This window comes from Streptoverticillium reticulum (genome assembly GCF_047456005.1).
GTDB lineage: Bacteria > Actinomycetota > Actinomycetes > Streptomycetales > Streptomycetaceae > Streptomyces > Streptomyces reticulum.
Window position 1 is genome coordinate 874808 of sequence record NZ_CP179755.1, and the last position, 24730, is coordinate 899537.

Below are 24730 nucleotides of genomic sequence, written 5' to 3' on the forward strand. Positions count from 1 at the left end.
GGTTCTTCCTCGGTGGTTCAGCGGTGGGCGGGCTGCGGTACGGGGGCGGCGGGCAGGGCCCGGGGGTCGAGCTTGCCGCCCGGGGTGCGCGGCAGGGCGTCCAGGACCAGGACGTGGGACGGTACGAGATAGCCGGGTGCCCGGCCGGCGACGAAGTCGCGGATCTCCTCCGGCCGTGCGGGAGTTGCCGGGTCGAGAGCGACGTAGGCGGCGAGGCGGGGCTCGCCGAGGTCGTGCACGGCCCGCACCACCACGTCCCGCACGGCGGGATGGGCGGCCACGGCCGCCTCGGCCTCCTTGAGTTCGACGCGGTGCCCGCGGATCTTGACCTGGTCGTCGGAGCGGCCGAGGAAGGCCAGCGTGCCGTCGGGGCCGCGCACGACGCGGTCCCCGGTGCGGTACATCCGGGCGCCCGGCTCGCCGGAGAAGGGGTCGGCGACGAACCGTTCGGCGGTGAGGCCCGGGCGACCGTGGTAGCCGCGGGCGAGGCAGGGGCCGCCCAGGTACAGCTCCCCCGGGGTGCCCGCGGGCGTCTCGCGCAGGGCGGCGTCCAGGACGTGGGCGTGCACGTCCGGCAGCGGCACGCCGATCGGGATCACCTCGTCGCCGCCCCGCCCGGCGAGCTCCGCGGGGGCGGGCTCGTAGCAGGTGGCCGTGATGGTGGATTCGGTCAGGCCGTACGAGCTGACGACCGGCGGGCCGCCCGCGGCCGACCAGCGGACGAGGTCGGCCATGCGGCCGGCATCGCTGCCGATGACGGCCAGGCGCAGTGCGGCGGGCAGCGGCCGGGGACGGCGGTCGACGTCCCGGGCCCACTGGGCCCAGTAGGGGGTGGGCAGGTTGACGACGGTGACGCCGCGGCCGTCGAGCACCGGCTCCAGTTCGGCGGGCGAGAGGACGTTGTCGGCGACGAACACGGCGGTGCCGCCGGTGCACCAGGTGGGCACGGCCTCCTCGAGCGACACGTCGAAGGCGGGTGCGGCGAACTGCAGGACGCGGTCCTCGCCGGTCAGGCCGTAGCGCCCGGCGAGGGCCATCGCCTGGTGCTCCAGGCTGGCGTGGGCGACGGCCACGGGCTTGGGCACGCCGGTCGAGCCGGAGGTGAACAGCACATACGCGAGGGAGCCGGGCAGGACCTCGGCCACGGGGCCGTCCGCGGGGGCCGCCTCGCGCGTGGCGGCCCAGAACAGTTCGGCGCCGCAGCGCCGTCGCAGTGCGGTGGCGTCCTCGTGCGTGGGCACGACGGCGTGCCGGGTGCCGGACGCGGCGACGATCGTGCGCAGCCGCTCGTCGGGGGCGGCGAGGTCGACGGGCAGCAGGGCGGCGCCCGCGTACCAGATGCCCAGCAGCCCGACGGCCCAGTCGGCCCCGCGCCGCACGCCGAGGAGCACGGGCTGCTCGGGGCCCGCCCCGGCGCTGCGCAGGTCGTGGGCCAGTGACCGCGCCCTGCGGTCGAGTTGACGGTACGTCAGGTCACCGGTGGGGCTGCTCACGGCGACGGCGTCGGGGGTGCGGGCCGCCTGCTGCGCGATGCGCAGCGGTACGGGGGTGTGCGTCCAGGTCATGAGGGTCGGGTCTCTCCAGTCGGTTCGGCGCGGGGTGCGGGCCCGTCAGGCTCCGGCGGCCCGCCGGGCGCGGGGACGCAGGGCCGGGCGTGCGGGGGCGGGGGCGGCCGCGTCGAGGCGGGCGGCGATGCCGGCCGGGGTGGGTGTGGCGAACAGGTCCCGGATGCCGATGTCGGAGCCGAGGACGGTGCGGATGCGGCCGACGAGGCGGGAGGCGAGCAGCGAGTGGCCGCCGTGGGCGAAGAAGTCGTCGTCGAGGCCCGCGGCGGGCAGGCCGAGGACCTCCGCGAAGACCTCGCACACGGCCCGCTCGCGGTCCGTGGCCGGGGCCCGGCCGGTGCTGTGCGCGACCGTCGCGGGGGCGGGCAGGGCCTTGCGGTCGAGCTTGCCGTTGGTGGTGAGCGGGAAGGCCGGCAGGTGCAGGAACATCGAGGGGACCATGTAGCCGGGCAGGGCCGCCGCCAGCGCACCGCGCACCTCGTCGGGGGCCGCGGCGCCGGTGAAGTAGGCGATGAGGCGCTGCTGTCCGGCGCCGTCCCGGTCGACGGCGACGACGGCCTCGGTGACGCCGGGGGCGGCGCGCAGGGCGGTCTCCACCTCGCCGAGTTCGATGCGGTTGCCACGGATCTTGACCTGGTGGTCCTGCCGCCCGAGGAAGTCCAGCTGGCCGTCGGCGCGGAACCGCGCCAGGTCCCCGGTGCGGTACATCCGGGCGCCCGGCTCGCCGGAGAAGGGGTCCGGGACGTAGCGCTCGGCCGTGCGGCGCGGGTCGTTGAGGTAGCCGGGCCCCACGCCGGTGCCCGCGATGAACAGTTCGCCGGGGACGCCGGGCGGGACGGGCGCGAGTCCCTGGTCGAGGATGTAGAGGCGGTTGTTGCGCAGCGGGCGGCCCACCGGCAGCCGGCCCTGGTCGAGTTGTCCGGCCACGTCGTGGGGGATGAAGGCGTGGGTGTTGTCGTCGGAGCACTCGGTGAGGCCGTAGGCGTTGACGATCGCGGCGGCGGGGTGGCGCGCGTACCAGCGTGCGCAGAGTTCGGGCGGGAGGACCTCGCCGTTGACGATGAAGCGGCGCAGTGCGGGCAGCGCGGGGACGGGGGCTCCGGTGTCCCACAGGTCCACCGCGGCGCGGACGAAGGAGGGGACGGTCTCCAGGACGGTGATGCCCTCCCGGGCCGCCTCGCCGAAGAGGGCCTGGGTGTCGCGCGCGGTGTCGCGGGAGACCATGTGCACCCGGCCGCCGGTGATCAGCGGGGCGAGCATCTGCCAGACGGAGATGTCGAAGGTCAGGGGGGCGTTCATCACCACGCTGTCGGCGGCGGACAGTCCGAGGTCCTCGACCTTGGCGAGGAGGTGGTTGTTCATGCCGCGGCGGTGCACCATGGCGCCCTTGGGCTTCCCGGTGGAGCCGGAGGTGAAGCAGACGTAGGCGAGGGCGTCCCGGCCCCCGGCCGCCGGCGGCCGTTCCGCGGCACCGGCGGCGTCGTCCAGGGTCAGCACCCGGACCGCGCCGCCCGCGGCGGCGGCGATCTCCTCCGCGCGGGTCCGCCGGTCCGGGGCGGCCAGCAGCCAGCCGATCCCGCCGTCGGCGAGCAGCCCGGCGGTGCGGCCGACCGGGCCCTCGGGGTCGAGCGGCACGTAGGCGGCGCCCGCGCCGAGGATGCCGAGCAGGGCGACGGGGACGTGGACGGTGGGCTCGGAGAGCACGGCGACCAGGGAACCCGCACGCACGCCGGCGTCCAGCAGCCGGTTGCTCAGGCCGTCGACGCGGGCGATCAGTTCCCCGTAGGGGATCTCCTGGCCCTCGGCCGTGACGGCCGGGGCATCGGGGGTGCGCGCGGCGCAGGCGCGTACGCGCTCGACGGCTTCGGCGTACTCCTCCTCCCGCGCGGTGTCGTTCCACTCGGTCAGGACCCGGTGCCGCTCGGCGGCGGAGAGGGTGTCCAGGTCGCCGACGGTCAGCTGCGGGTCGGCGGTCAGCGCGTCGAGGACGCGGACCAGCCGGGCCAGCAGGGCGTCGGCGTCGTCCCGGTCGAAGACGTCGGGGCGGTAGTCGATCTGCAGGCACAGCCGGGGCCCGGGGATGGCGGTCAGGCTCAGCGGGTAGTGCGCGGCGTCGTACGGTTCCACGGCCGTGACCGTGAGCTCGCCGTCGGAGAGGGCGGCCAGGCCGGCCGGGTCGACGGGGAAGTTCTGGAACGCCACGCAGGAGTCGAACAGCTCACCGGCACCGGCCAGTTGCTGGATCTCGGTGAGGCCGAGGTGGTGGTGGTCGATCAGCTGCGCCTGCTCCTCCTGGAGGCGCCCGAGGAGTTCGGCCAGGGGCTCGGCGCGGTCGATGCGCACCCGGACCGGCACGGTGTTGATGAGCAGCCCCACGATGTCGGCGACACCGGGCAGTTCGGGGGCGCGGCCGCTGACGACGGCGCCGAAGACGACGTCGTCGCTGCGGACGCGCTGGCCGAGCAGCACCGCCCACAGGCCCTGGAGCACGATGCTCGGGGTGAGGCGCAGGCTGCGGGCCAGGGCGGTGAGGCGTGCGGTGGCCTCCTCGGTGAGGGCGGTCTCGACCCGGTCGGGCAGCACCCCGCCGGGGCCCGGGGCCGTCGGGGCGGTGCGCGTGCCGCCGCTCAGGCCGGCCAGTGCCCCCTTCCATGCCTCGCGGGCCGCCTCGCGGTCGCGCTCGCCGAGCCAGGTCAGGAAGGAGCGGTAGGGCGTGACGGCGGGCAGCGGGTCCCGGCCGGGCTCCGCGTGGTGGACGGCCAGCATCTCGCGGACGAGGACGGGCCAGGACCAGCCGTCCATGAGGATGTGGTGGTACGTCAGGAGCAGCCGGTGCTCCTGCGGTCCGGTGCGCAGCAGGGTGAAGCGCAGCAGCGGGGCGCGGGTGAGATCGAAGCGGCGCCGCCGGTCCTCGTGGAGCAGCGCGTCGAGGGCGGCCCGTTGGGCGGCCTCGTCCCGGTCGGTCAGGTCCGTCTCGGTCCACGGCACCCGGACGCCGCGCTGGACGACCTGGGCGTGGTCGCCGTTCGAGCGGCGCAGGAAGCCGGCGCGCAGGACGGCGTGCCGTTCCAGGACCGCGTCGGCCGCGCTGCGCAGCCGTTCGGGGTCGAGCGGGCCGGAGAGGTGGAACAGCAGCTGGGCGACGTAGATGTCGGTGTCGTTCTCGTCGTACTGGGCGTGGAAGAGGAGGCCGTCCTGGAGGGGGGACAGGGGCAGGACGTCCTCGATGCGGGACTGCGGGGTCGGCTGGCTCATGCGGGTGGGTTCCTCGGGGTGCGGCGGGTCAGTGGGCGGGGCGGCGGCGGGCGCGGCGGACGACGGGCGGTTCCTCGTCGGCGGCGGCGGGGGCGGTTCCGGCGTCGAGCAGGGCGGCCAGGGCGGCGACGGTGGGACCGGCGAAGAACTGGCGGACGGTCGGTGCGGCACCGAGGGCGGACCGGATCTCGGACAGCAGCCGGGTGGCCAGCAGGGAGTGCCCGCCCAGGTCGAAGAAGTCGTCGTGGACGCCGATACGTTCGCGGCCGAGCACGCGCTGCCACACCTCGCACAGGGCCCGCTCGCTGTCGTTGCGCGGCGCGGCGTACGTGCCGCCGGCCGGGCCCTGCCCGGGGGCGGGGAGCGCGGCGAGGTCGAGCTTGCCGTTGGGCGTGACGGGGAAGCGGTCGAGCGTGACGAGGTCGGCGGGGACCATGTAGTCCGGCAGCGTCGCACTCAAGTGGCCGCGCAGCTCGGCCGGTTCGGGGGCTGGGGCGCCGTCGGCGGGGACGACGTAACCGGCGAGGGCGGGGCCGGAGGGCCCGGCCACGACGGTGACGGCCGCCTGGCCGACCGCGGGGTGGGCGGCGAGCACCGCCTCGATCTCGCCGGGTTCGATGCGGAAGCCGCGGATCTTGACCTGCCGGTCGGCACGCCCGAGGTACTCCACCTGGCCGCGGGTGTTCCACCGGGCGCGGTCGCCCGTGCGGTACATCCGCTCCCCCGCGAGCCCGAACGGGCAGGCGACGAAGCGCTCGGCGGTCTGGCCGGGGCGGCCGAAGTAGCCCCGGGCCAGGCCCGATCCGGCGATGTAGAGCTCGCCCGGGACGCCCGGCGGCACGGGCGCGAGGCCCTCGTCGAGGACGTACAGCCGGGTGCCGTCCAGGGGATGGCCGATGGGCACCTGGCCGGCGGGCACCTCCTGTCCCGCGCGCAGGGCGAGGGTCGCGGCGAACGTGGTGGTCTCGGTGGGCCCGTACGCGTTGGTCACCACGGTGTCCGGGCAGGCCTCCAGGACCCGGCGCACCACGGGCGGCGAGGCCGCCTCGCCGCCGGTCATCACCTCGCGCAGCGTGGCGAGTTGAGGAAGGCAGCGGTCGGCGAGCACGTTGAACAGGGCGGCGGTCAGGAACGTGCCGGTGACGCGCTGTTCGGCCATGAGGCGGCCCAGCGCGTCGACGTCCAGCTCGCCGGGCGGGGCCACCACGACCAGGCCGCCGGTCAGCAGCGGCACCCACAGTTCGTAGGTGGAGGCGTCGAAGGCGTGCGGCGAGCGGAACAGCACCCGCTCGTGCGCCCCGCCGCGCCAGCGCCGGTCCAGGGCGAGCGCGACCACCTCGCGGTGGGCGACGGCCACGCCCTTGGGCGTGCCGGTGGACCCGGAGGTGTACATCACGTAGGCGAGGGCGTCGGGGTGACCGGTGACGGCCGCGCTGCCCGCGAGCGGCGGCAGCGGCTCGTCCTCGTGCCCCGCGATGCGCAGGGTGTGCCGGATGCCGGGCACGGCGGCGGAGCCGTCGTCGGCGAGCAGGACCACGGCCCCGGTGTCGGCGACGATGCCCGCGGTACGGGCCTGCGGCGCCCGGGCGTCCAGGGGGACGTAGGCGGCACCGGCCTTGAGGATGCCGAGGCAGGCCGCGACGAGTTCGACCGAGCGCTCCATCAGGACGGCCACGGCGTCGCCGGGGCGCACGCCCACGGCGGTCAGCCGGCGGGCGATCCGCTCGGCGTGGGCGTCGAGTTCGCCGTAGGTCGCCCGGCGCGGCCCGCAGACGACGGCGGGACGGTCCGGGCCGGTGCGGACCTGTTCGGCGAACACGCCGTGGACGGTGCGGCCGGTGTCCGCGGCCGGGCTGCCCTGCCAGCCGGTGAGGACGGCGTGGCGCTCGACGGGGTCGAGGACGTCGATCCGGCTCAGCGGGATGCCGGGGTCCGCGATCGCCGCGGCGGTCAGCCGCACCAGCCGGTCGAGGAGGCGCTGCGCGCCGGCCGCGTCGAACAGGTCGGTGGCGTATTCGAGGGTGAGGCCGATCCCGCCGGGGCCGTCGTGCTCGTCGACCTCCAGGGTGAGGTCGAACTTGGCGGTCCCGGTGCGCACCGGCTCCGCCGCGGCGGTCAGGCCGGGGAAGTGCGGCCCGGTGCCGCCGCCGGTCTGCTGGGCGACGGCCACCTGGAACAGGGGGTGCCGGGCCGGGGACCGGGCCGGGTTGACCTGCTCGACCAGGGCCTCGAAGGGGACGTCCGCGTGGGTCCGGGCCTCCAGGACGGTGTCCCGCACCCGCTCCAGCAGGGTGCCGAAGGACGGGTCGCCGGAGGTGTCGGCGCGGACGACGAGGGTGTGGACGAAAAAGCCGACGAGGTCCTCCAGCGCCTCGTCGTCGCGGCCGTCGACGGGGCAGCCCAGCGGCAGGTCGGTCCCGGCGCCGAGCCGGGTGAGCAGGGCCGCGAAGGCGGCCTGGACCGCCATGAACGGCGTGGCCCGGTGCGCGCCGGCGAGCGCGGCCAGGGCCCGGTGCGCGTCCGCGCCGAGGCGGGCGGAGACCACGGCGCCGCGGTGGCTCGCGGCCGCCGGGCGGGGCCGGTCGAACGGCAGGGCCGGCTCTTCGGGCAGTCCGGCGAGCCGCCCGGCCCAGTGGCCGAGCTGCTGCGCGTGGAGGCTGCCGGGGTCGGCCGGGTCGCCGAGCAGGTCGCGCTGCCAGAGGGCGAAGTCCGGGTACTGGACGGGGAGTTCGGGCCAGTCGGGGCTGCCGCCCGTCAGCCGTGCCGTGTAGGCGGCCGCGAGGTCCCGCACGAGCAGTTCCATGGAGCGTCCGTCGCCCGCGATGTGGTGCAGCACCAGCAGCAGGTAGTGGTCCTCGTCGCCGTGGACCAGGAGGTCGGCGCGCAGCGGCGGTTCGGCCGCCAGGTCGAAGGCATGCTCGGCGGCGCTGCGGATGTGCTGCTCCCGCTCCTCCGCGGGGCAGTGCGTCACCGTCCATGCGGGGGCGGCGCCGCCGGCGTCGAGGACGAGCTGACCGGGCTGCCCGTCGCGCTCGGGGAAGACGGTCCGCAGCGATTCGTGACGCGCCGTCACATCCGTGAGCGCGGCGCGCAGCGCGTCGCGGTCCAGGCGGCCCTGCAGCCGGAGGCCGAGGGGGATGTTGTAGAGCGCGGCGTCGCCGGTGCGGGCGAGGAGCCACAGCCGCTGCTGGGCGTGGGAGAGGGGAACGAGGTCGGTCGGCGGTACGAGGGTCACAGCAACTCCCCCAGCTGGGATGCGAAGTCGTCGAGATCGGCCTGGCTGATCCCGGAGAGGGACACGTCGGACGGGGTCAGGCCGCCGGTGCCGGGCCGTTGTGCGTGGGCGGCGACGGCCGTCAGCATGGCGAACCACTCGTCGGCCAGGGCCCGGACCTGCTCGGCCCGGTAGGCGTTGTCCGCCCAGGTCCAGGTGGCGGTCAGGACGAGCCCGCCGGGCCCCTCGTGGGCCGCGGAGTTGACCTCGACGGCGTGCGCCATGGGCAGGCCCTCGTCGGCGGAGTCGAGGGCGAAGTCGTGCCCGGGGGCCGCCGCCCAGTCGGCCTCGTCGCCCATCGGGAAGCGGCCCAGGTAGTTGAAGCCGATCCCGGGGATGCCGCGGGCGGCGAGGCCGGGGCCGGTCAGGGAGTTGAGGTGGCGCAGGAGTCCGTGGCCGATGCCCTTGTCGGGGACGGCCCGCAGGGCCTCCTTGACCTGTCGCAGGGCGGCTCCGACGGCCGCGCCGCCGGAGCGCGCGTCGTCGGTGTCCACCGCGCCGAGCGCGAAGCGGACGGGGTACACGGAGGTGAACCAGCCGACCGTGCGGGAGAGGTCCAGGCCCTCGGTGAGCTCCTCGCGGCCGTGGCCCTCCAGGTCGACCAGCACCGCTCCCCCGTCGTCCGCGCCGCCGCCCTGCCCGCGCCGCCAGGCGAGGACGGCCAGGGCCAGGCCGGTCAGCAGGACGTCGTTGACCGTGCCGTTGACGAGGGACGGCGCGCCGGTCAGCAGCGGGACGGTGACCTCGGACGGCAGGGTGACGGTGAAGGTGCACTCCGCGCGCTCCGGGGCCAGCCGGTCCAGGGCGCAGATCCCGCCGAGCGGGGCGCGGTCGGTGCGCAGCGTCTCCTGCCAGGCGCCGGCCTCCGCCATCCGCCGGCCGCGGCCGGCCTCGGTGGCGAGGACGGCGGACCAGTGCGCGAAGGGGGTGCGGGCGGGCTCCGGCCGGGGCTCCTCGCCCCGGGACAGCGCCTCCCAGCAGGTGACGAGGTCGTCCTGGAGGATGCGCCAGGAGACGCCGTCGACGACGAGGTGGTGGACGAGCAGGGCGAGCCGGCCCTGCCGGCCGGGCCCCCGGTCCAGCCACACCGCCCGGACCATGACACCGTCCTGCGGTGCCAACAGGCCTCGGGCCACGGCTATATGACGTTTCATCACCTCCGGCAGGGCGGCGTCGTCCACGTCCCGTGCATCGGTACGGACGAGCAGGCCGGCCGCGGCGACGGACCCCGGCGGCTCGATCACCGGTTCCCACACCGCGGACGCGGTGCCCGAGGGCAGCCGCAGCCGCAGGGCGTCGTGGGTGTCGAGCAGGGCCTGCAGGATCGTCTCCAGGGCGTCCTGCCGCAGCCCGGCGGGGGTGCGGACCACCAGGGACTGGTGGTACGTGTCCACGGGGCCGCCCAGTTCGCGCAGCCAGTGCATGATCGGGGTGGGGGTGATCCGGCCGGTGCGCTGCGGCGGATCCGCCGGGGCGGTGTGCTCGGGCTCGCGGGCCGCGGCGGCCAGGGCGCGGACGGTGTCCTTGCGCAGCACGTCGCGGGTGCTGAGGACGAGCCCGGCCAGCCGGGCGCGGCTGACCAGCTGGATGGCCAGGATGCTGTCCCCGCCCAGCCCGGTGAAGCTGTCGTCGGGGCCGGCCTCCGGGACCCCGAGGACCTCCGCGAACAGGGCGCGGAGGATGTCCTCGGCGGTGGCGGTGCTCGGTGCGTCAGGCATGGTGGTTCTCCACGGTTCTCCGCAGTTCTCCTCGGTTCTCCTCGGTGTTCGCCGGTTCCGGGGTCAGGGGCGCGGGTCCCCGAGGGCGGCCACCAGGCTCGCGGGGCGCATGTCCGTCCAGTGGGCCTCGACGTAGTCCAGGCAGCCCTGGCGGGTGTCCTCGCCGTGCACGCGGGTCCAGCCGGCCGGGACGGCGGTGGCGGCGGGCCACAGGGAGTGCTGGTTCTCGTGGTTCCTGAGCACGAGGTAGGGGGCGGCGTCGTTCTCGAAGGGGTTGCTCATGGCTGCGGTTCCTCGGATTCCTGGGTGAACGGTGGGTCAAATCGCGGGCAGGCGGAGTCAGTCGGTGACGACACGCAGCCGGTCGCGGGCCGTGTCGAGCGCGCGGGTCACGTCCTGTCCGCTGTCGTGCCGGGCGATGACGTGGCCCAGCCGGTCGGCGGCGCTGCGCGGGCGGTGCACGGGCCTGCCGGGTGCGGCGGTGACGGTGACGGTCTCGACGCCCTCGACGGCCGCGGCCTCCGCGGTGCCCTCGACGGCGGCCAGGACCCCGTCCTGCGGGGCGAGCAGGAACTGGATGCCGGCGTGGCCGTGGTGGTCGGGCTTGAGCCGGGGCGGGAGTCCCAGCGCGACCCGCAGTTGCTGTTCGAGCAGGCGGACGCCGCTTGCGAGGCGGACGAGTTCGGGGATCATCCCGCCGGCGAGCCGCGGGTTGATCTCGATGACGGCGGCGCCCTCCGCGGTGAGCCGCACCTCGGTGTGCGTGGCGCCGAGGCGTATGCCGGCGGCGTCCAGGGCGCTGCGGACGGTCTCGGTGATCTCCTGGGCGACGGGTGCCGGGAGGTCGGCGGGGAAGAGGTGGCGGTGCTCGACGAAGTGCGGTGCCCCGGTGACGGACTTGGCGGTGATGCCCACGCACTCGGTGCCGCCGTCCCAGGTGAACATCTCCACGCTGTACTCGGGCGCGTCCAGGTACTCCTCGACGAGCACGGCCCTGGCGGTGGGCATTCCGCGCACGTTCGTGGTGATCGCGAGGATCCGTTCGGCCTGGGCCGTCGCGGTGGGCTCGTCGGCGCACAGCAGGACGTTGGTGGAGCCGGAGTCGTCGACCGGCTTGACCACGCAGGGCAGTCCGATGCGGGTCACCGCCGCCGCCACGCCGGCCGCCTCCGTGACGATCTCGAACCGGGGCTGGCGCACTCCGGCACGGTGCAGCGTCCGCCGCAGGCCGGCCTTGTCGCGGCAACGGGCCACGGCCTCCTCGGGGTTGCCGGGCAGGCCCAGCCAGCGGGCCAGGGAGGCCACGGCCGGTACGTAGAAGTCGCTGGTGGTGGTGACGCCGGCGAGCTCCTCGCGGCGGAACCGCTCCTGGACCGTACGGCGCAGCTCCGGCTGGGAGTTGGTGTCGCAGACGATGACCTCGCAGCCGGTCTCCTGCAGTCCGGCGTAGCGGGCGGGGTCGTTGGTGAGCAGGACGGGCACGGTGTCCAGTTCGCGGGCGAGGCCGAGGGCGAGCATGCCGGTGCCGGTGGTGTTGGACTCGACGAACAGCAGGTGCCGCCGTAGCTCCTGCGGTCGCTGCAGCGGCATGCGGGACCAGGCCAGGGCGGTCTCGCCGGGAGCGACGGCCTCGGGCGCGGGGTTCACCGGCAGCTGCTCCAGGCGGTGTCCGGCCCAGTGCTCCTCGCTGTAGACGGTGTCGGCGTAGCGGTCGCCGCGGTCGGGGAAGATGCCGACGATGCGGGTGCCGGGGGCGGCTTCGGCAGCGAGGCCGCCGAGCACGCGGTAGACCGAGCCCGAGGTGTTGCCGGCGAAGATCTGCTGTTCGCGGGCCAGGTCCCAGGAGGCGGCGAAGGCCTCGTGGTCGTTGAGCCAGTGGACCTCGTCGACGAGCGGGCGGTCGAGGTTCTTGGGCAGGAGGCTGTTGCCGAGCCCGCTCTGCAGCCGCTGCGGCACGTCGGGCTGGCCGAACAGGGCGCTGCCGACGCAGTCGACGCCGACGACGCGCAGGCCGGGCAGGGACTCCTTGAGGGCGCGGGCGGAGCCGCACAGGGATCCGCCGCTGCCCACGGCGCCGACGAGGGTGTCGAACGGGCCGAGGTCGGCGAGGAGTTCGGCGGCGAGGGTGCGGTAGGCGCCGGGGTTGTCGGGGTTGGCGTACTGCTGGGGCCAGAAGGCGCCGGGCAGGTCGCGCATCAGCTCCTCGAGCCGCTCCAGGCGGGCGCTCTGCCAGCCGTGGCTGGTCATGGCCTGCACGATGTGCACCTCGCAGCCCAGGGCGCGGAGTTTGGCGAGGGTGACGGGGTCGATGCGGGGGTCGGTGACGATGTGCACCGGGTGCCCGAGCGAACGGCCGACGAGGGCGACGCCGAGGGCCATGGTGCCCGAGGAGCTCTCGATGACGGGTGCCCCGGGCTGCAGGACGCCCAGCCGGCGGGCCTCCTGGACGATGTGGCGGGCCACCCGGTCCTTCATGGCGAAGGGGTTCTGCAGCTCCAGCTTGGCGTAGACCTCCACGTCCCGGTCCGCTCCGAGGCGCAGGCGCACCAGGGGGGTGTGACCGATGGCCTCGGTCATGGTGTCGAACAGCATTGGTCAGTACTCCGTACGGTGGCGGGGGCGGGCAAGTACGGGCTCGGGGGCGGCCGTTGCGGGGCTCCAGACGTCGCCGGTGCCCAGGGAGCGGTGCACGGAGACCTCACCGCCGAGAGCCGTGCAGGCGGCGCGCACGTGCTGCGTCTTGCTGTCCAGGGCCGGGTCGGCGGCCTCCAGGAGGATGCCGAGCATGGTGCCGCTGTGGGCGAGGACCAGGCCGAGACCGTCGACCTCGCGGCAGAGCGCGTGCAGTTCCGCGAATCCGCCGCGGGGGCGGAGCCGGGTGTTGAGCTCGGCGCTGCGGGTGGCGACGGCGCCGACGGTGCGCAGGTCGCCGTCGGCCACGGCCGTGGTCAGACGGTCGAGCAGGGCAGCGTACTCGTGCCGGGACGCCGCGTCGAAGGTGCGGGGCCGGCGGTTGTGCGTGACGGTGTCGACCTGGCCGCCCTCGTCGTGGGCGACGACGGCGAGCGGCGGCAGGGTGCCGAGCCGGCGGGCCAGCCGGACCTCGCGGTGGTGGAAGGCGACGATCTCGTCGTACATCACCCCGTCCGCGGGCTCGATGCCGCGCAGGAACGCCTCGATCTCGGCGGGCCGGAAGCGCACGCCCCGGGCCGCCCCGACCGCGCGCACCGTGGCGACGAGGTCGGCGGAGGAGCTGGCCAGGCCCTTGCCCTCGGGCAGGTCGGCGGAGATCTCCAGCTCGCCGCCGCCGGGCATCCCGAGTGCGGCGAGCACCTGCTCGGCCACGGCACGGGACTTGCCCTTGTGGGCCGGGTGCACGGTCACGCCGCGGGCGCCGGGCCGGTGGCGGAAGACTGCCGTCGACCAGCGGGCGAGGGGGAAGGTGACGAGGAAGTCGCCGTGGGGGTCGGGCAGGGCGCCTTGGAGCAGCTCGCCGAAGGTGCCGAACGCCCGTCCCTCGCCGGTCCGTTGGGCCGTGACCCCGAGGCCCTCAGTGCTCGCGGCGTGCGCCGTCGTCGGTCCCGACATTGTTCTCACCCCGCTCCCACGCCTCACTGCCGCTGCGGGCCGGCTGCGGCTGGTCGCGCTCACGCGGCGGAGCCGCATGTGTAACTGCCCCGCGCCCCTTGCGGGGCGCGGAAATACCCAGCACCCGGTCCGTCTCGTCCGCCCCGGCCCGTACCGCCGCTGCGCGCCGGTCCCACTCCGTGCTCAGCCGGACGTGTTCCGCGTCCAGCTCCTCCAACAGCCGCCGCACGGCCTCGGGGTGGGCCGAGCCGGCCGAGGACATGCGCTCCAGTCCGCGCCGGACGTCGAAGGCCTCGGCGAGCAGGGCGGCCGCTCCGGTGACGGTCACGCCCTTCTCCGCGGCGGCCGCCTCCAGCAGGGCCGGGTCGCCCGGGGCGGGGGCGAGGCCCGCGCCGGCGGCCAGGACGACGTAGCGCCCGGCGACGACCTGGGCGGTGCGCCAGGGCACACCGGCCGTCAGGGTCAGCGCGTTGGCCAGGCTGAACCCGCCGAGGAACTCGCGCTCGCAGGCCTCGCGCATGCGCTCCGGCCGGAAGGACAAGCGGCGCAGCACCTCGGTGAACAGCCGGACCGTGCCGTGGGCCGACTCGAAGGCGTCCAGCAGGTGGGTGTTGGCCTCCTTGGAGACCTCGACCAGGTTGCAGAAGGGGGTGTTGCGCTGTCCGAGCAGGGCGTCGAGGTGGAAGGCGCCCAGGTGCGCGGTACGGCCCCGGATGCGTTCGAGGACCGGGTAGTTCTTCTTCTGCGGCATGGCGGAGGAGATGCCGGACAGCTCGTCGGGCAGCTCGATGAACCCGTACTCGCTGCTCCCCCAGGTCAGCAGGTCGGTGGCGAAGCGGCTGAGGGCGGCGCCGAGCAGACCGAGCTCCGCGGTGCTCTCCGCGCTCCAGCGCCGGGAGGCGACGGAGGTCAGGGCGCTGGGCTGGGGCCGGGCGAAGCCCAGCAGGCGGGCCATCCGGTCGCGGTCCCAGGGCAGTTCCTGGCCCGCCATGGCGCCGGCGCCGAGCGGGCAGGCGTCGATGCCGTCGTACGTGGCCAGCAGCCGCCGCGTGGAGTGCAGCACCTGCTCGCCGACCGCGGCGAGGTAGAAGCCGGGGGTGATGACCTGGGCGGCCTGGAAGTGGGTGTAGCCGGGCATGGGCAGTTCGCGGGTGGCCTCCGCCAAGTCGCGGGCGGCCGCGCCCAGTTCGAGCAGGCTGCGGGCGAAGCCCGCGAGCCGGTCCCGGCCGAACATCAGCTGGGCGCAGGACTGGAGGTCGTTGCGGCTGCGGTCGACGTGCCAGCGGGCGACGGGCCGTTCCAGGCCCTGCTCGACGTGGCGCTCCAGGGCGAAGGCGATGTCGGACATGTTGGCGCCGGGCCGGGCGGTGAGGGTGGCGGTGCCGACGCCGTCGAGCCGGGCGGCGACGGCGTGCGCCTCGCCGGGCGTCAGGACGTCCATCCTCTCGTACTCGGCGGCCAGCACCTTCTCGATGGCGACGTAGTGGCCGATCAGGTGGCGGGACTCGAAGCGGAACTGGGGTTCGAGCACCTCGTCGTGCAGCAGGGCGCTCGGGCCGCCGGCGATCCGGCCGCTCAGTGCGGCCGGCCGGTCGTCTTCTTCGCTCGTCACGTGGTGTTCCGTTCTCGGTTCGGGGGCAGGTCTGCCGGGGGTCACAGGGTGTCGGCGACGGCCGTGATGTGCGGGAAGCGCATCAGCGTGTAGTGGTCGGCGTCGCTGTCGTGGACGGTGAGGCCGCCGTCGACGCGTACGGCCCAGCGGCGTGCGGAGTCCAGGGCGGCGCCGTCGGTGCTCCGGTGGAAGAGCACCGGGCCGGCCAGGACCGGCGGCCGGTACTGCGCGGCGGCGAGGATGCCGGTGCGGAAGACCGCGTAGTGGCGGGCCAGCCGGGCGGCGTCGAGCCCGGGGGCGATCTGCTCCTCGGCGGCCTGTGCGGCCAGGGCCTTCAGCCGGTCGCCGGGTCCGGTCGCGGCGTCCAGTGCCGCGCGCAGGGCGCTGCGGGAGGCGTCGCCGAAGTCGGAGCCGGCCGCCCGCGCCAGGTCCTCGTAGAACCACTCCAGCATTCCGGCCTCGTCGCCGGGGACGTTCTGCGGGTCCGGGTAGGAGCTGTCGAGCAGGGCGACGCCGGCCACCTCCTCGCCCGCGGCGCGCAGTTGGGCGGCCGCCTCATAGGCGAGCAGTCCGCCGAAGGACCAGCCGGCGAGGTGGTACGGCCCGGCGGGCTGCACCCGGCGCAGGGCCCGGACGTGGGCCGCGGCGAGGTCCTCGACGGTGCGGGGCTGCGGTTCCGGCGCGTCCTCGGCCAGTCCGGGGGCGGTCAGGCCGTGGACGGGCCGGCCGGTGCCCAGGGCGGTGGCCAGGGCCCGGTAGCAGAAGACGTGCCCGCCGACGGGGTGCAGCAGGAACAGCGGGGGCCGGTCGCCGCCGGGGCGCAGGCGCACCACGCCGTCGTCGGGGGTCCGGCGGGCGGTGTCCCCGAGGAGGGCGGCCTGCCGGGCGACGGTCGGGTGTTCCAGGACGGCGGAGACGCTCAGCCGTTCGCCGAACTCCTCGTTGATGCTGCCGATCAGCCGGAGGGCCGCGATGGAGTGGCCGCCGACGGCGAAGAAGTCGTCGTGGATGCCGACCGGGCCGCCGTCCAGCAGCCGTTCCCAGATGCCGATCAGGCGCGACTCGGTCTCGTCCCGCGGCGGTGCCGGGATCCGGCCGCCGGTGACCGCCGTGGCGTCGGGCTCGGGCAGGGCGGCCCGGTCGAGCTTGCCGTTGGGGGTCAGCGGCAGGGCGTCGAGTGCCACCCAGGCCGCGGGGACCATGTACTCGGGCAGGTGCTGCCGGGCGAACCCGGCGAGACCGGCGGGGTCGGCCTCGTGTCCGGTGACGGCGACGACGTAGGCGGTCAGCCGCTCGCCGCGCAGCAGGACGGCGCATTCGCGCACCGCCTCGTGGTCCGTCAGGACGGCCTCGATCTCGCCCGGTTCGACCCGGAAGCCACGGATCTTCAGCTGGTGGTCGGTGCGTCCCGCGTACTCCAGCTCGCCGCCGGGCCGGTGGCGGGCCAGGTCGCCGGTGCGGTAGAGGCGGCGGGCCGCCCCGTCGCGGCCGGTGTGCGTGACGAAGCGCTCGGCGGTCAGCTCCGGCTGCCCGTGGTAGCCGTGGGCCAGGCCGACGCCTTCGAGGTAGAGCTCCCCGGTCACGCCCAGCGGCACTTCCTGCAGGCGCCGGTCGAGGACGTGGGTGCGCATGTTGGCGATGGGCCGACCGATGGGCACCACGCCGGTGCCGTCCTCGTGGCAGCTCCAGTACGTGACGTCGACCGCGGCCTCCGTCGGCCCGTACAGGTTGTGCAGCCCGGCGTCCGGCAACCGCTCGAAGAAGCGGCTCTGCACCTCGTACGGCAGGGCCTCGCCGCTGCACACCACCCGGGTCAGGCCGGTGCAGCAGGATGCTGCGGGCTCCTCCAGGAAGACGCTCAGCATCGAGGGCACGAAGTGCACGGTGCTGATGCGCTCCTCCTGTATCAGGCCGGCCAGGTAGGCGGGGTCACGCTGGCCGCCGGGCCGGGCCAGGACGAGGGTGGCGCCGGTCATCAGGGGCCAGAAGAACTCCCACACCGAGACGTCGAAGGTGTAGGGCGTCTTCTGCAGCACACGCTCCACGGGCTGCAGGGCGTAGGCGTCCTGCATCCACAACAGCCGGTTGGCGATGGCGCGGTGGGAGACCACGACGCCCTTGGGCTTCCCGGTGGAGCCCGACGTGAAGATCATGTATGCGGGGTCGTCCGGTCCCGCCGCGCTGCCGGGCGTCTCGCGCGACGCAGCGGCGTCCGGCCGGACGGTCCGGACGCCCGCGCGCTGCAGGGGCTCCGTCCAGCGCTCGTCGGTGACGACGAGCCCGATGCCGGCCTCGGCCAGCAGGGCGGTCACGCGCGGCTCGGGGTGGCCGGGGTCCAGCGGCACGTAGGCCGCACCGGACTTGAGGATGCCAAGCAGGGTGACGGGCAGGGCGTGCGAGCGTTCCAGCAGGACACCGACGAACGTCCCCGGTCCTGCGCCGTGTTCGCGCAGGGCGGCGGCAAGCCGGCCGGCCTGTGCGTCGAGCTCCCGGTATGTCGTGCTCCGGCCCTCGAAGCGCACGGCGGGTGCGTCCGGCGTCGCCCCGGTCTGCTGCTCGATCAGCCGGTGCAGCAGGTGCGGGGCGTCGTACGCGGCCTCCGTGGCGTTCCACTGCGCGAGGGTGCGGTGCTCCGCCTCGGAGAGCAGGTCGGCGGCGAGGAAGTCCGCGTCCGGCGCGTCGGCCAGCAGGCCCAGTGCCGTGGCGTAGTAGCCGTGGGCGGCCGCGATCTGCTCCTCGGTGAACTGTGCGGCGTCGTAGCGCAGTCCGAGCTCCAGCCGTTCGCCGTCGGGGGTGACGGAGAACTCCGCGCCGAAGGCGAAGTCGGTCCCGGCCTCGCCGTCCTCGGCCAGGACGGCGAAGTCGCCTGCGGCCGGGCCCTGTTGCTCGACGTGGAAGTGGGTGAAGTTGAAGAAGGTCTCGAAGAGGGCCGTGCCGCCCGCGGTCCGCACGATCTCCGCCAGCGGGTAGCGGCGGTGCTCCTGGATGCGCAGGTCCTGCTCCGCGACCGCCCGGACGAACGCGCGCCCGTCGCCGCCGGGCAGGGTCAGCCGGAAGGGCAGGGTGTTGAGGAAGATGCCGACGGTCCGGTCGCCGTCGGTCTCCTCGGTGCGCCCGTTGAAGACCGCGCCGGTGGTGACGTCGTCGGTGCCGCCCAGCAGCGCCATGACCCGCAGGTGCGCGGCGAGCAGGACGGTGCGCAGCGGGACGCCCGACTCCCGTGCCAGAGCGGCCAGTTGCGGGTGCAGTCCGTCGGGCAGGGGCGCGAGGTGCCAGCTCATCCGGGCGGGGCCGTCCGCCTGCCGCTGGCGGGGCAGCCGGGTGACGGCCATGTCCGCCGTCTGCTCCGCCCAGAACCGCTGCTGTTCCCCGCTGTCGAGGGCGGCGCGTTCGAGGGCGACGAAGGAGGCGAAGCGCGAGCGGGGTCCTTCGGCGGTCGCGTCCCGTCCGGCGAGGAGGTCGAGGTAGCAGGTGCTCAGCTCCGTGAAGAGCGACCGCTCGCTCCAGCCGTCCATGACCGCGTGGTGCTCGGCCATGAAGAGCTGGAAGGTGCCGCCCGACCGGCGTTGCACGTGGAAGCGGAGCAGGGGTGCCTGCCGCCAGTCGAACGGGCGTCGCCGCTCGGCCTCGTAGCGCGCTGCGACGGCCGCCCGCTGCCCGTCCTCGTCCAGGGCGGTCAGGTCCTCGAAGGTGATGACGGGCGCGGCGTCCCGGTGCACGAGCTGCAGGGGTTCGCCGAACCCGGTCAGCTCGAAGGAGGTGCGCAGCATGTCGTGGCGGCGGGCCAGGAGGGCCACGGTGTCGCGCCAGGCCTGCTCGTCGTAGGCCGCCCGGACGTGGAGGCTCGCGACGTTGTGGTAGAGGGTCCCGTCGGCGGGCAGGTCGCTGTGGAAGAGCATGCCGGCCTGGAGCCGGGTCATCGGGTAGGCGTCGTCCAGCCCGTCGGGCAGGGCGGCACGGTCCTCGTCGGACAGCAGCGCGAAGGGCGCCAGGGCGGTCCCGGTGCCGGACGCGGTGGCCACGGCGGCCAGCCTGCGGACGGTCTGATGGCGCATCACGTCGGCGACGGTGAACTCCAGTCCCCGTTGCCGGGCCCGGGCCAGCAGCCGGATGCTGCGGATCGAATCGCCGCCGAGGGCGAAGTAGTTGTCGTTCGCGCCCACCCGCTCGCGGCCGAGCACCTGCTGCCAGACCTCGGCGAGGACGGTCTCGACGGGGCCCCGCGGCGGCTCGTACGCCGTGTCCGCGCCGGCCGCGGCGAGGGCCGGGTCCGGCAGCCGGCGGCGGTCCACCTTGCCGTTGGGGGTCAGGGGGAACCCGGGAAGCAGCACGAAGGCGGCGGGGATCATGTAGGAGGGGATGCGCTCGGCGAGGTGCTCGCGCAGGGCCTCCACGCCGGGCTCGCCCTCCGGGGTGCCGGACGCGACGGCGACGTAGCCGACGAGCATGTCCGCCCCGGTGGCGTCGGGCCGCACGAGCACGACCGCGGCGTCGGCCAGCGGGTGGGCCGCGAGAGCGGCCTCGACCTCGCCCAGTTCGATGCGGAAGCCCCGGATCTTGACCTGGTCGTCGATGCGCCCCAGGTATTCGAGCTCGCCGTCGGCGAGCACGCGGGCCAGGTCGCCCGTGCGGTAGAGGCGGTCGCCGGGCCGGTCCACGGACGCGTCGGCGGGGAACCGCTCGGCGGTCAGGGCCGGACGTCCGAGGTAGCCGCGGGCCAGTCCGGCCCCGCCGACGAACAACTCCCCCGCCACGCCGGGCGGTACGGGCCGGCCGTGCCGGTCGAGCAGGTGCAGCCGCAGGTCGGGGATGGGCACGCCGATGACGCTGCCGCGGCCCTCCCGGGCGTCGCGCGCGGTCAGCGGCCGGTAGGTGACGTGCACGGTGGTCTCCGTGATGCCGTACATGTTCACCAGCTGCGGCGCGGTGTCCGGGTGCCGGTCGAACCACGGGGCGAGCGCGGCCACGTCCAGCGCCTCGCCGCCGAAGACGACGTACCGCAGGGCGAGTTCGCCGTCCCCGTCCGGGGTGTGCAGGGCGTCGGCGCGGGCCAGCTGGTAGAAGGCGGACGGCGTCTGGTTGAGCACCGTGACCTGCTCGGTGCGCAGCAGCCGGTGGAAGTCCTCGGGGGAACGGCTGGTCCCGTAGGGCACCACCACGAGACGGCCGCCGTGGGCGAGCGCGCCCCACAGCTCCCAGACGGAGAAGTCGAAGGCGACCGAGTGGAAGAGCGTCCAGACGTCGTCGGGGCCGAAGCCGAACCAGTGGTCGGTGGCGGAGAAGAGCCGGGTGATGTTCCGGTGCGGGATGAGGGTGCCCTTGGGGCGGCCGGTGGATCCGGAGGTGTAGATGGCGTAGGCGAGGTGGTCCGGGGTCACCCCGGTCTCCGGCGCGGTGTCCGGCTCGGCGGCGAGGGACGCGGCGTCGGCCGTCAGGTCGATCGCGTGCAGCGGCAGGCCGTCCCACAGGGCGGCGGTGTCGGACGTGCCGACGAGGTGGGTCAGTTGTGCGTCGCCGATGATGTAGCGCAGCCGCTCGGGCGGGTTGTCGGGGTCGAGCGGCAGGTAGGCGCCGCCGGCCTTGAGGATGCCGAGCAGTCCGGTCACCAGTTCCGGTGAGCGGCGGATGCACAGGCCCACGAGCGTGTCGGGGCCGACGCCGAGGGCGCGCAGCCGGTGGGCGATGCGGTTGGCCTGCCGGTCGAGTTCGCGGTAGGTGAGGCGGGTGCCTTCGTGGACGAGGGCGACGGCGTCGGGCGTACGGGCCGCGTGCCGGGCGAAGAGTTCGTGGGCGCACGGGCCGGGGTCCGCGGCCGTGTCCGTGTCCATGTCCGTGGCGGGCAGCGGGGTGCCGAGGGCGCGCCGTTCGTCGTCGGCGAGCATGGGCAGGTCGTGGACGGACAGCGCCGGGCGGGCCGTGGCCTCCTCCAGCAGCCGCCGGTAGTGGCGGGCGAACCGCTCGACGGTGGCGGCCTCGTAGAGACCGGCGTGGTACTCCAGCCGGCACCGGACGCCGTCGTCGCCCTCCACGACGTCGAAGGTCAGGTCGAACTTGGCGCTGCCTGCGGGGCCTTCGACGTACCGGGCGCGGGGGCCGGGCAGGCCCTGCGTCATGCCGCTCTCGTCGTGGTGGCCGAACATCACGTGGAACAGGGGGGCGCCGTCGCCGGTGCGTTCGGGGTTGAGGTGCTCCACGATCCGTTCGAACGGCAGGTCCTGGTGGTCCTGGGCGTCGAGCACGGTGTCGCGGACACGCTCCAGGTGCTCGCGGAAGGAGGGGCCGTCGGCGAGGTCGGAGCGGATGACCACGGTGTTGACGAACAGGCCGACGGTGTCCTGGAACTCCTTGCGGTTGCGGTTGGCGACCGGGGTGCCGACGAGGACGTCGTCCTGTCCCGTGTACCGGCTCATGAGCACCTGGAACACGGCGAGCATGCCCGTGTAGAGCGTGCTGCCGGTCTCCCGGCACAGGGCGCGCAGGGCGTCGAGGGCGGGCGCCGGGACGGGGAACTCGTACAGGGCGGCGGTGTCGCGAAGGCCGGGGACCGGCGAGCGGTGGTCGCGCGGCAGGGCGGACTGCGGCAGTTCTCCGGCGAGTTGTTCGGCCCAGTAGGCGAGCCGGCGCTGTGCGGCCGGGCTGTCCAGCCACTCCTCCTGCCAGGCGGCGTAGTCGGCGTACTGGAAGCCGGGCTCCTCGTCCGGGGCGTCCGGGATATCCGAGGCGTCCGGTGCACCGCCGCCTGTCAGTGCCGCGTAGTCGCTCAGGAGTTCGCGCATCATGACGCCGACCGACCAGCCGTCCGCGACGATGTGGTGCATGTTCAGCACGAGGTACGCGGAGTCCGGGGCCGTGAGCAGTCCGGCGCGGAAGAGCGGCCCGGTGTGCAGGTCGAAGGGCCGGTGGTGCTCGGCCTCCATCCAGCGTTCGACGTCCTCCGCCCCGGCGGCGTCGGCGGTGTGCCACACGAGCCGGGCATCGTCGTCGACGACCTGGAGCAGTTCGCCGTCCTGCAGCGCGAACCGGGTGCGCAGGGCCTCGTGCCGGTCCAGCAGCCGCTGGGCGCACTCGGCGAGGACGGCGCCGTCGACCGGGCCGTCGAAGGCGTGGAAGACGGGCATGTGGTACGCGGTTCCGCCGTCTTCCAGCCGGTGCAGGAAATACATCCTGCGCTGTTCCCGGGACGCCGGAAAGGAATCGCCGGAGTCGTGGGGGCCGGGTGCGGAATCGGGGCGGTCGTCAATGGACACGATGAATTCCCTGGGGTCGTGCAACGCTTTCCGATGGGTGGATCCGGGCGGGACGGTGGATCAGCCCGGGGCTCCGATGACGAAGCGCAGGTGCCGTGCCGTGGCCCGCTGCCGGACGGCTGCCGGACAGCCGGCCGGAAGGTAGAGCGCCTCGCCGCCGCGCAGCCGCAGGGTCCGCGGCGGGGCGTCGGGCCCGTCGGGCGGGAACAGGTGCCAGCCGCTTCCCCCGGTGGTCTGGAGGACGAGCAGGTCGTACTGCGCATCGGGGCCGGTCGTGACGTACCGGGCGGGGTCACCGGGCACGTGGTGCACTGGGCGGCCCAGGAGGCGGGTGAGCCCGGCGGCCAGCCGGTCCGCCCAGGGGCGGTCCCAGTCCGCGGGGTCGCCGTCCTCGTGCTCCGGCCAGAGCAGGCCCGGACCGCGCCCGAGGTGTCCCCGGAGAAAACGGGCCAGTTCCCCCTGGAATCCGTCCGGTTGCTCCTGCGGCGGACACTCCTGCTGCACTGCTGCCCCCAGGCACACGGGAAAGCACTCCTCGTCCGGAATTCGGCCCGCCGGAATTTCCGGTGGCAGGTACGAGCATGCCGGGCACCGTGCCGCCGGTACAGCCACGGAATTCCGTTACACGCAGGGCGGTTACCGCGTGTCCGGTACCGGATTCACGTGACACGGGAACGGCGGGGAACGGCCGGGGAAAACACGGCGACGGCCGTTCCCGTGCACGGCTGGGTGCAGGGAACGGCCGTCGGCGACGGACCGGCGCGACAGGGGTGGACGCGCGCCGCCGCGGGAGCCGGGCGCGGGCGGGGGTCAGGCCCCGTAGCCCAGGCGGAAGGCCAGGAAGGCGAGTTGGGTGCGGTTGGCGGCGCCCGTCTTGCTGCGGAGGCGGCGCAGATAGGTGTCGACGGTATGGGGGCTGAGCCCCATCTGCCGTGCGATGGTCCCGTAGGTCTCGCCGCGGGCGAGCAGCACGAGCACTTCCTGCTCACGGCGGGAGAACGCGGGCGGGGAGACGGCGGTGTCCGTCATGTCGGGCTCCGATGGCATGGGGGGTGGCGGGGAGGGGAGGTGCGGGGACCGGGCCGGTCAGCCGCCCCAGGAGCTGTCCTCCGTGTGGTGGCCGCCGCCACGGGGGCCGGCCTGGTCCGTGATCACGATCTTGTGCGGCAGGTCGGCGGCGGTCCGGGGCGAACTCGCGGACGCGGTCGGCGCGGCGACGGCCAGCAGGGCGACGGCCAGGGCGGCCAGGGCGGACTTCTTGGGCAGCTTGGGGGGGTTCATAACGGTCCTCGGGTGCTCGGTGCGGGCCCCGGATCGCGGGGGCCCCTGCTGTGCGGTGGTACGAACAGTCTGTGCGGGTGCCTATCCTGACGCTATGGGGCGAATGCCTCACCAAACTGTCTGGCAGCAAAGCGACCCGGGGACGGATGTGGAAGAAATAGGTCAGAGTGGCTGGAGTTGGGCCGGGAACGGCCTGCAGGATGCCGACCTGACTGTCTATGCCTGGGTGTTGGAGCACCGCCTGACGGATCCCGGGGCGGTCGCCGCGGGCACCGGGCTCCCCCCGGAGGAGGCCGCGCTCGGCATGAAGCGGCTGCTCGCGGCGGGGCTGGTGCGGCAGAGCCCGGACGACCCGGGGGCAGGCTTCGCGGTGGCGCCCGAGCAGGCGGCGGAGCGGCTGTCCGCGCCGTTGGAGGCCCGGATCCGCGAGCAGCAGCAGGACCTCGCCGCACTCCGCGCGGAGCTCGACCGCTTCGTGCCGTACTACCACCAACGCCGCTCGCGCACCGCGGCGGTGGAAGTCGTCGAGAGCCTGGAGGAGGTGCGCGACGCGCTCAACCTGGCCTCGGCGCGCTGCCGCGAGGAGATGCTCACCAGCCAGCCGGGCGGCGGCTCCCGGGTGCCCGCGGCCATGGAGGAGGCCCTCGGCCGCGACCGGGCCATGCTGGAGCGCGGCATCCGGATCCGCACGCTCTACCATCACACGGCCCGCTTCAACGGCCCCAGCCAGGCCTACGTCGCCGCCGCCTCCGCCCTGGGCGCCCGGTACCGCACCGCGCACGAACTGTTCGGCCGGCTCATCGCCTTCGACCGGGAGCTCGCCTTCATCCCCGTGGCGGACGGCTCCTGGGGTGCCGTGGTGATCCGCGAACCGTCCACCGTGGCCTACCTGTGCGAGATCTTCGAGCAGACCTGGGACCGGGCGACCCCGTTCGCCGACGCCGCAGGCCAAGGTCTGGAGCAGGTGGCCCGGGAGGTCGACGAGACCATCCTGCAACTGCTCGCGGCCGGCCTGAAGGACGAGGCGATCGCACGCCGTCTCGGCATGTCCCTGCGCACGACCCGGCGCCACATCGCCGACATCATGGAGGAACTGGACGCCACGAGCCGGTTCCAGGCCGGGGCGACCGCCGTCTCCCGCGGCCTGCTCCGCTCCGCCGCCGAACCGGCGCCGCCCGCCGGTCACTGAC

13 protein-coding genes are annotated in these 24730 nt (G+C 74.8%); 1 reads left to right on the forward strand and 12 read right to left on the reverse strand.

Features of this window, described 5'->3' with window-relative positions; all coding sequences use genetic code 11:
* Positions 1–17: 17 nt before the first annotated feature.
* From ACMATS_RS03930 to ACMATS_RS03985, 12 genes are all read right to left on the reverse strand, one after another.
* Positions 18–1565 carry an amino acid adenylation domain-containing protein gene (locus ACMATS_RS03930; RefSeq protein WP_414166889.1) on the reverse strand — a complete coding sequence of 516 codons (1548 nt, stop codon included), beginning with the start codon at positions 1563–1565 and terminating at the stop codon, positions 18–20.
* A gap of 45 nt (positions 1566–1610) precedes the next feature.
* Positions 1611–4820: an amino acid adenylation domain-containing protein gene (locus tag ACMATS_RS03935; RefSeq protein ID WP_414166890.1), complete on the reverse strand. Its 3210-nt coding sequence runs from the start codon at positions 4818–4820 to the stop codon at positions 1611–1613.
* A 28-nt stretch (positions 4821–4848) separates the two neighbouring features.
* Positions 4849–8055 (reverse strand): non-ribosomal peptide synthetase, encoded by a 3207-nt coding sequence (locus tag ACMATS_RS03940; RefSeq protein WP_414166891.1) that lies wholly within the window; start codon positions 8053–8055, stop codon positions 4849–4851.
* Positions 8052–9812, reverse strand: a complete 1761-nt coding sequence (locus ACMATS_RS03945; protein ID WP_414166892.1) for a condensation domain-containing protein — start codon at positions 9810–9812, stop codon at positions 8052–8054. Before ACMATS_RS03945 ends, ACMATS_RS03940 begins: the two co-directional genes overlap by 4 nt.
* A gap of 63 nt (positions 9813–9875) precedes the next feature.
* Positions 9876–10094 carry an MbtH family protein gene (locus ACMATS_RS03950; RefSeq protein ID WP_171079620.1) on the reverse strand — a complete coding sequence of 73 codons (219 nt, stop codon included), beginning with the start codon at positions 10092–10094 and terminating at the stop codon, positions 9876–9878.
* A 57-nt stretch (positions 10095–10151) separates the two neighbouring features.
* Positions 10152–12404, reverse strand: coding sequence for a pyridoxal-phosphate dependent enzyme (locus ACMATS_RS03955; protein ID WP_414166893.1), 2253 nt, complete (start codon positions 12402–12404; stop codon positions 10152–10154).
* A 3-nt stretch (positions 12405–12407) separates the two neighbouring features.
* On the reverse strand, positions 12408–13400 hold the full coding sequence (locus ACMATS_RS03960; RefSeq protein ID WP_414166894.1) for a kinase: 993 nt from the start codon (positions 13398–13400) through the stop codon (positions 12408–12410).
* Positions 13363–15012 carry an argininosuccinate lyase gene (locus ACMATS_RS03965; RefSeq protein ID WP_414166895.1) on the reverse strand — a complete coding sequence of 550 codons (1650 nt, stop codon included), beginning with the start codon at positions 15010–15012 and terminating at the stop codon, positions 13363–13365. The genes ACMATS_RS03960 and ACMATS_RS03965 overlap by 38 nt, the downstream gene beginning before the upstream one ends.
* Positions 15013–15053: 41 nt before the next feature.
* The gene (locus tag ACMATS_RS03970; protein WP_414166896.1) at positions 15054–22259 is read right to left on the reverse strand and encodes an amino acid adenylation domain-containing protein; all 7206 of its coding nucleotides are present in this window, start codon (positions 22257–22259) and stop codon (positions 15054–15056) included.
* Positions 22260–22319: 60 nt separating this feature from the next.
* Positions 22320–22781 carry a hypothetical protein gene (locus ACMATS_RS03975; RefSeq protein WP_414166897.1) on the reverse strand — a complete coding sequence of 154 codons (462 nt, stop codon included), beginning with the start codon at positions 22779–22781 and terminating at the stop codon, positions 22320–22322.
* A 288-nt stretch (positions 22782–23069) separates the two neighbouring features.
* The gene (locus ACMATS_RS03980; RefSeq protein ID WP_390778826.1) at positions 23070–23288 is read right to left on the reverse strand and encodes a response regulator transcription factor; all 219 of its coding nucleotides are present in this window, start codon (positions 23286–23288) and stop codon (positions 23070–23072) included.
* 57 nt (positions 23289–23345) lie between these two features.
* The gene (locus ACMATS_RS03985; RefSeq protein WP_390778825.1) at positions 23346–23540 is read right to left on the reverse strand and encodes a hypothetical protein; all 195 of its coding nucleotides are present in this window, start codon (positions 23538–23540) and stop codon (positions 23346–23348) included.
* Between the two features lie 226 nt (positions 23541–23766).
* Here ACMATS_RS03985 and ACMATS_RS03990 point away from each other — a divergent pair, with 226 nt between their 5' ends.
* Entirely contained in the window at positions 23767–24729 is a 963-nt protein-coding gene (locus tag ACMATS_RS03990) for a helix-turn-helix transcriptional regulator (RefSeq protein ID WP_227725780.1), read from the forward strand.
* The last annotated feature ends 1 nt before the right edge of the window (position 24730 follow it).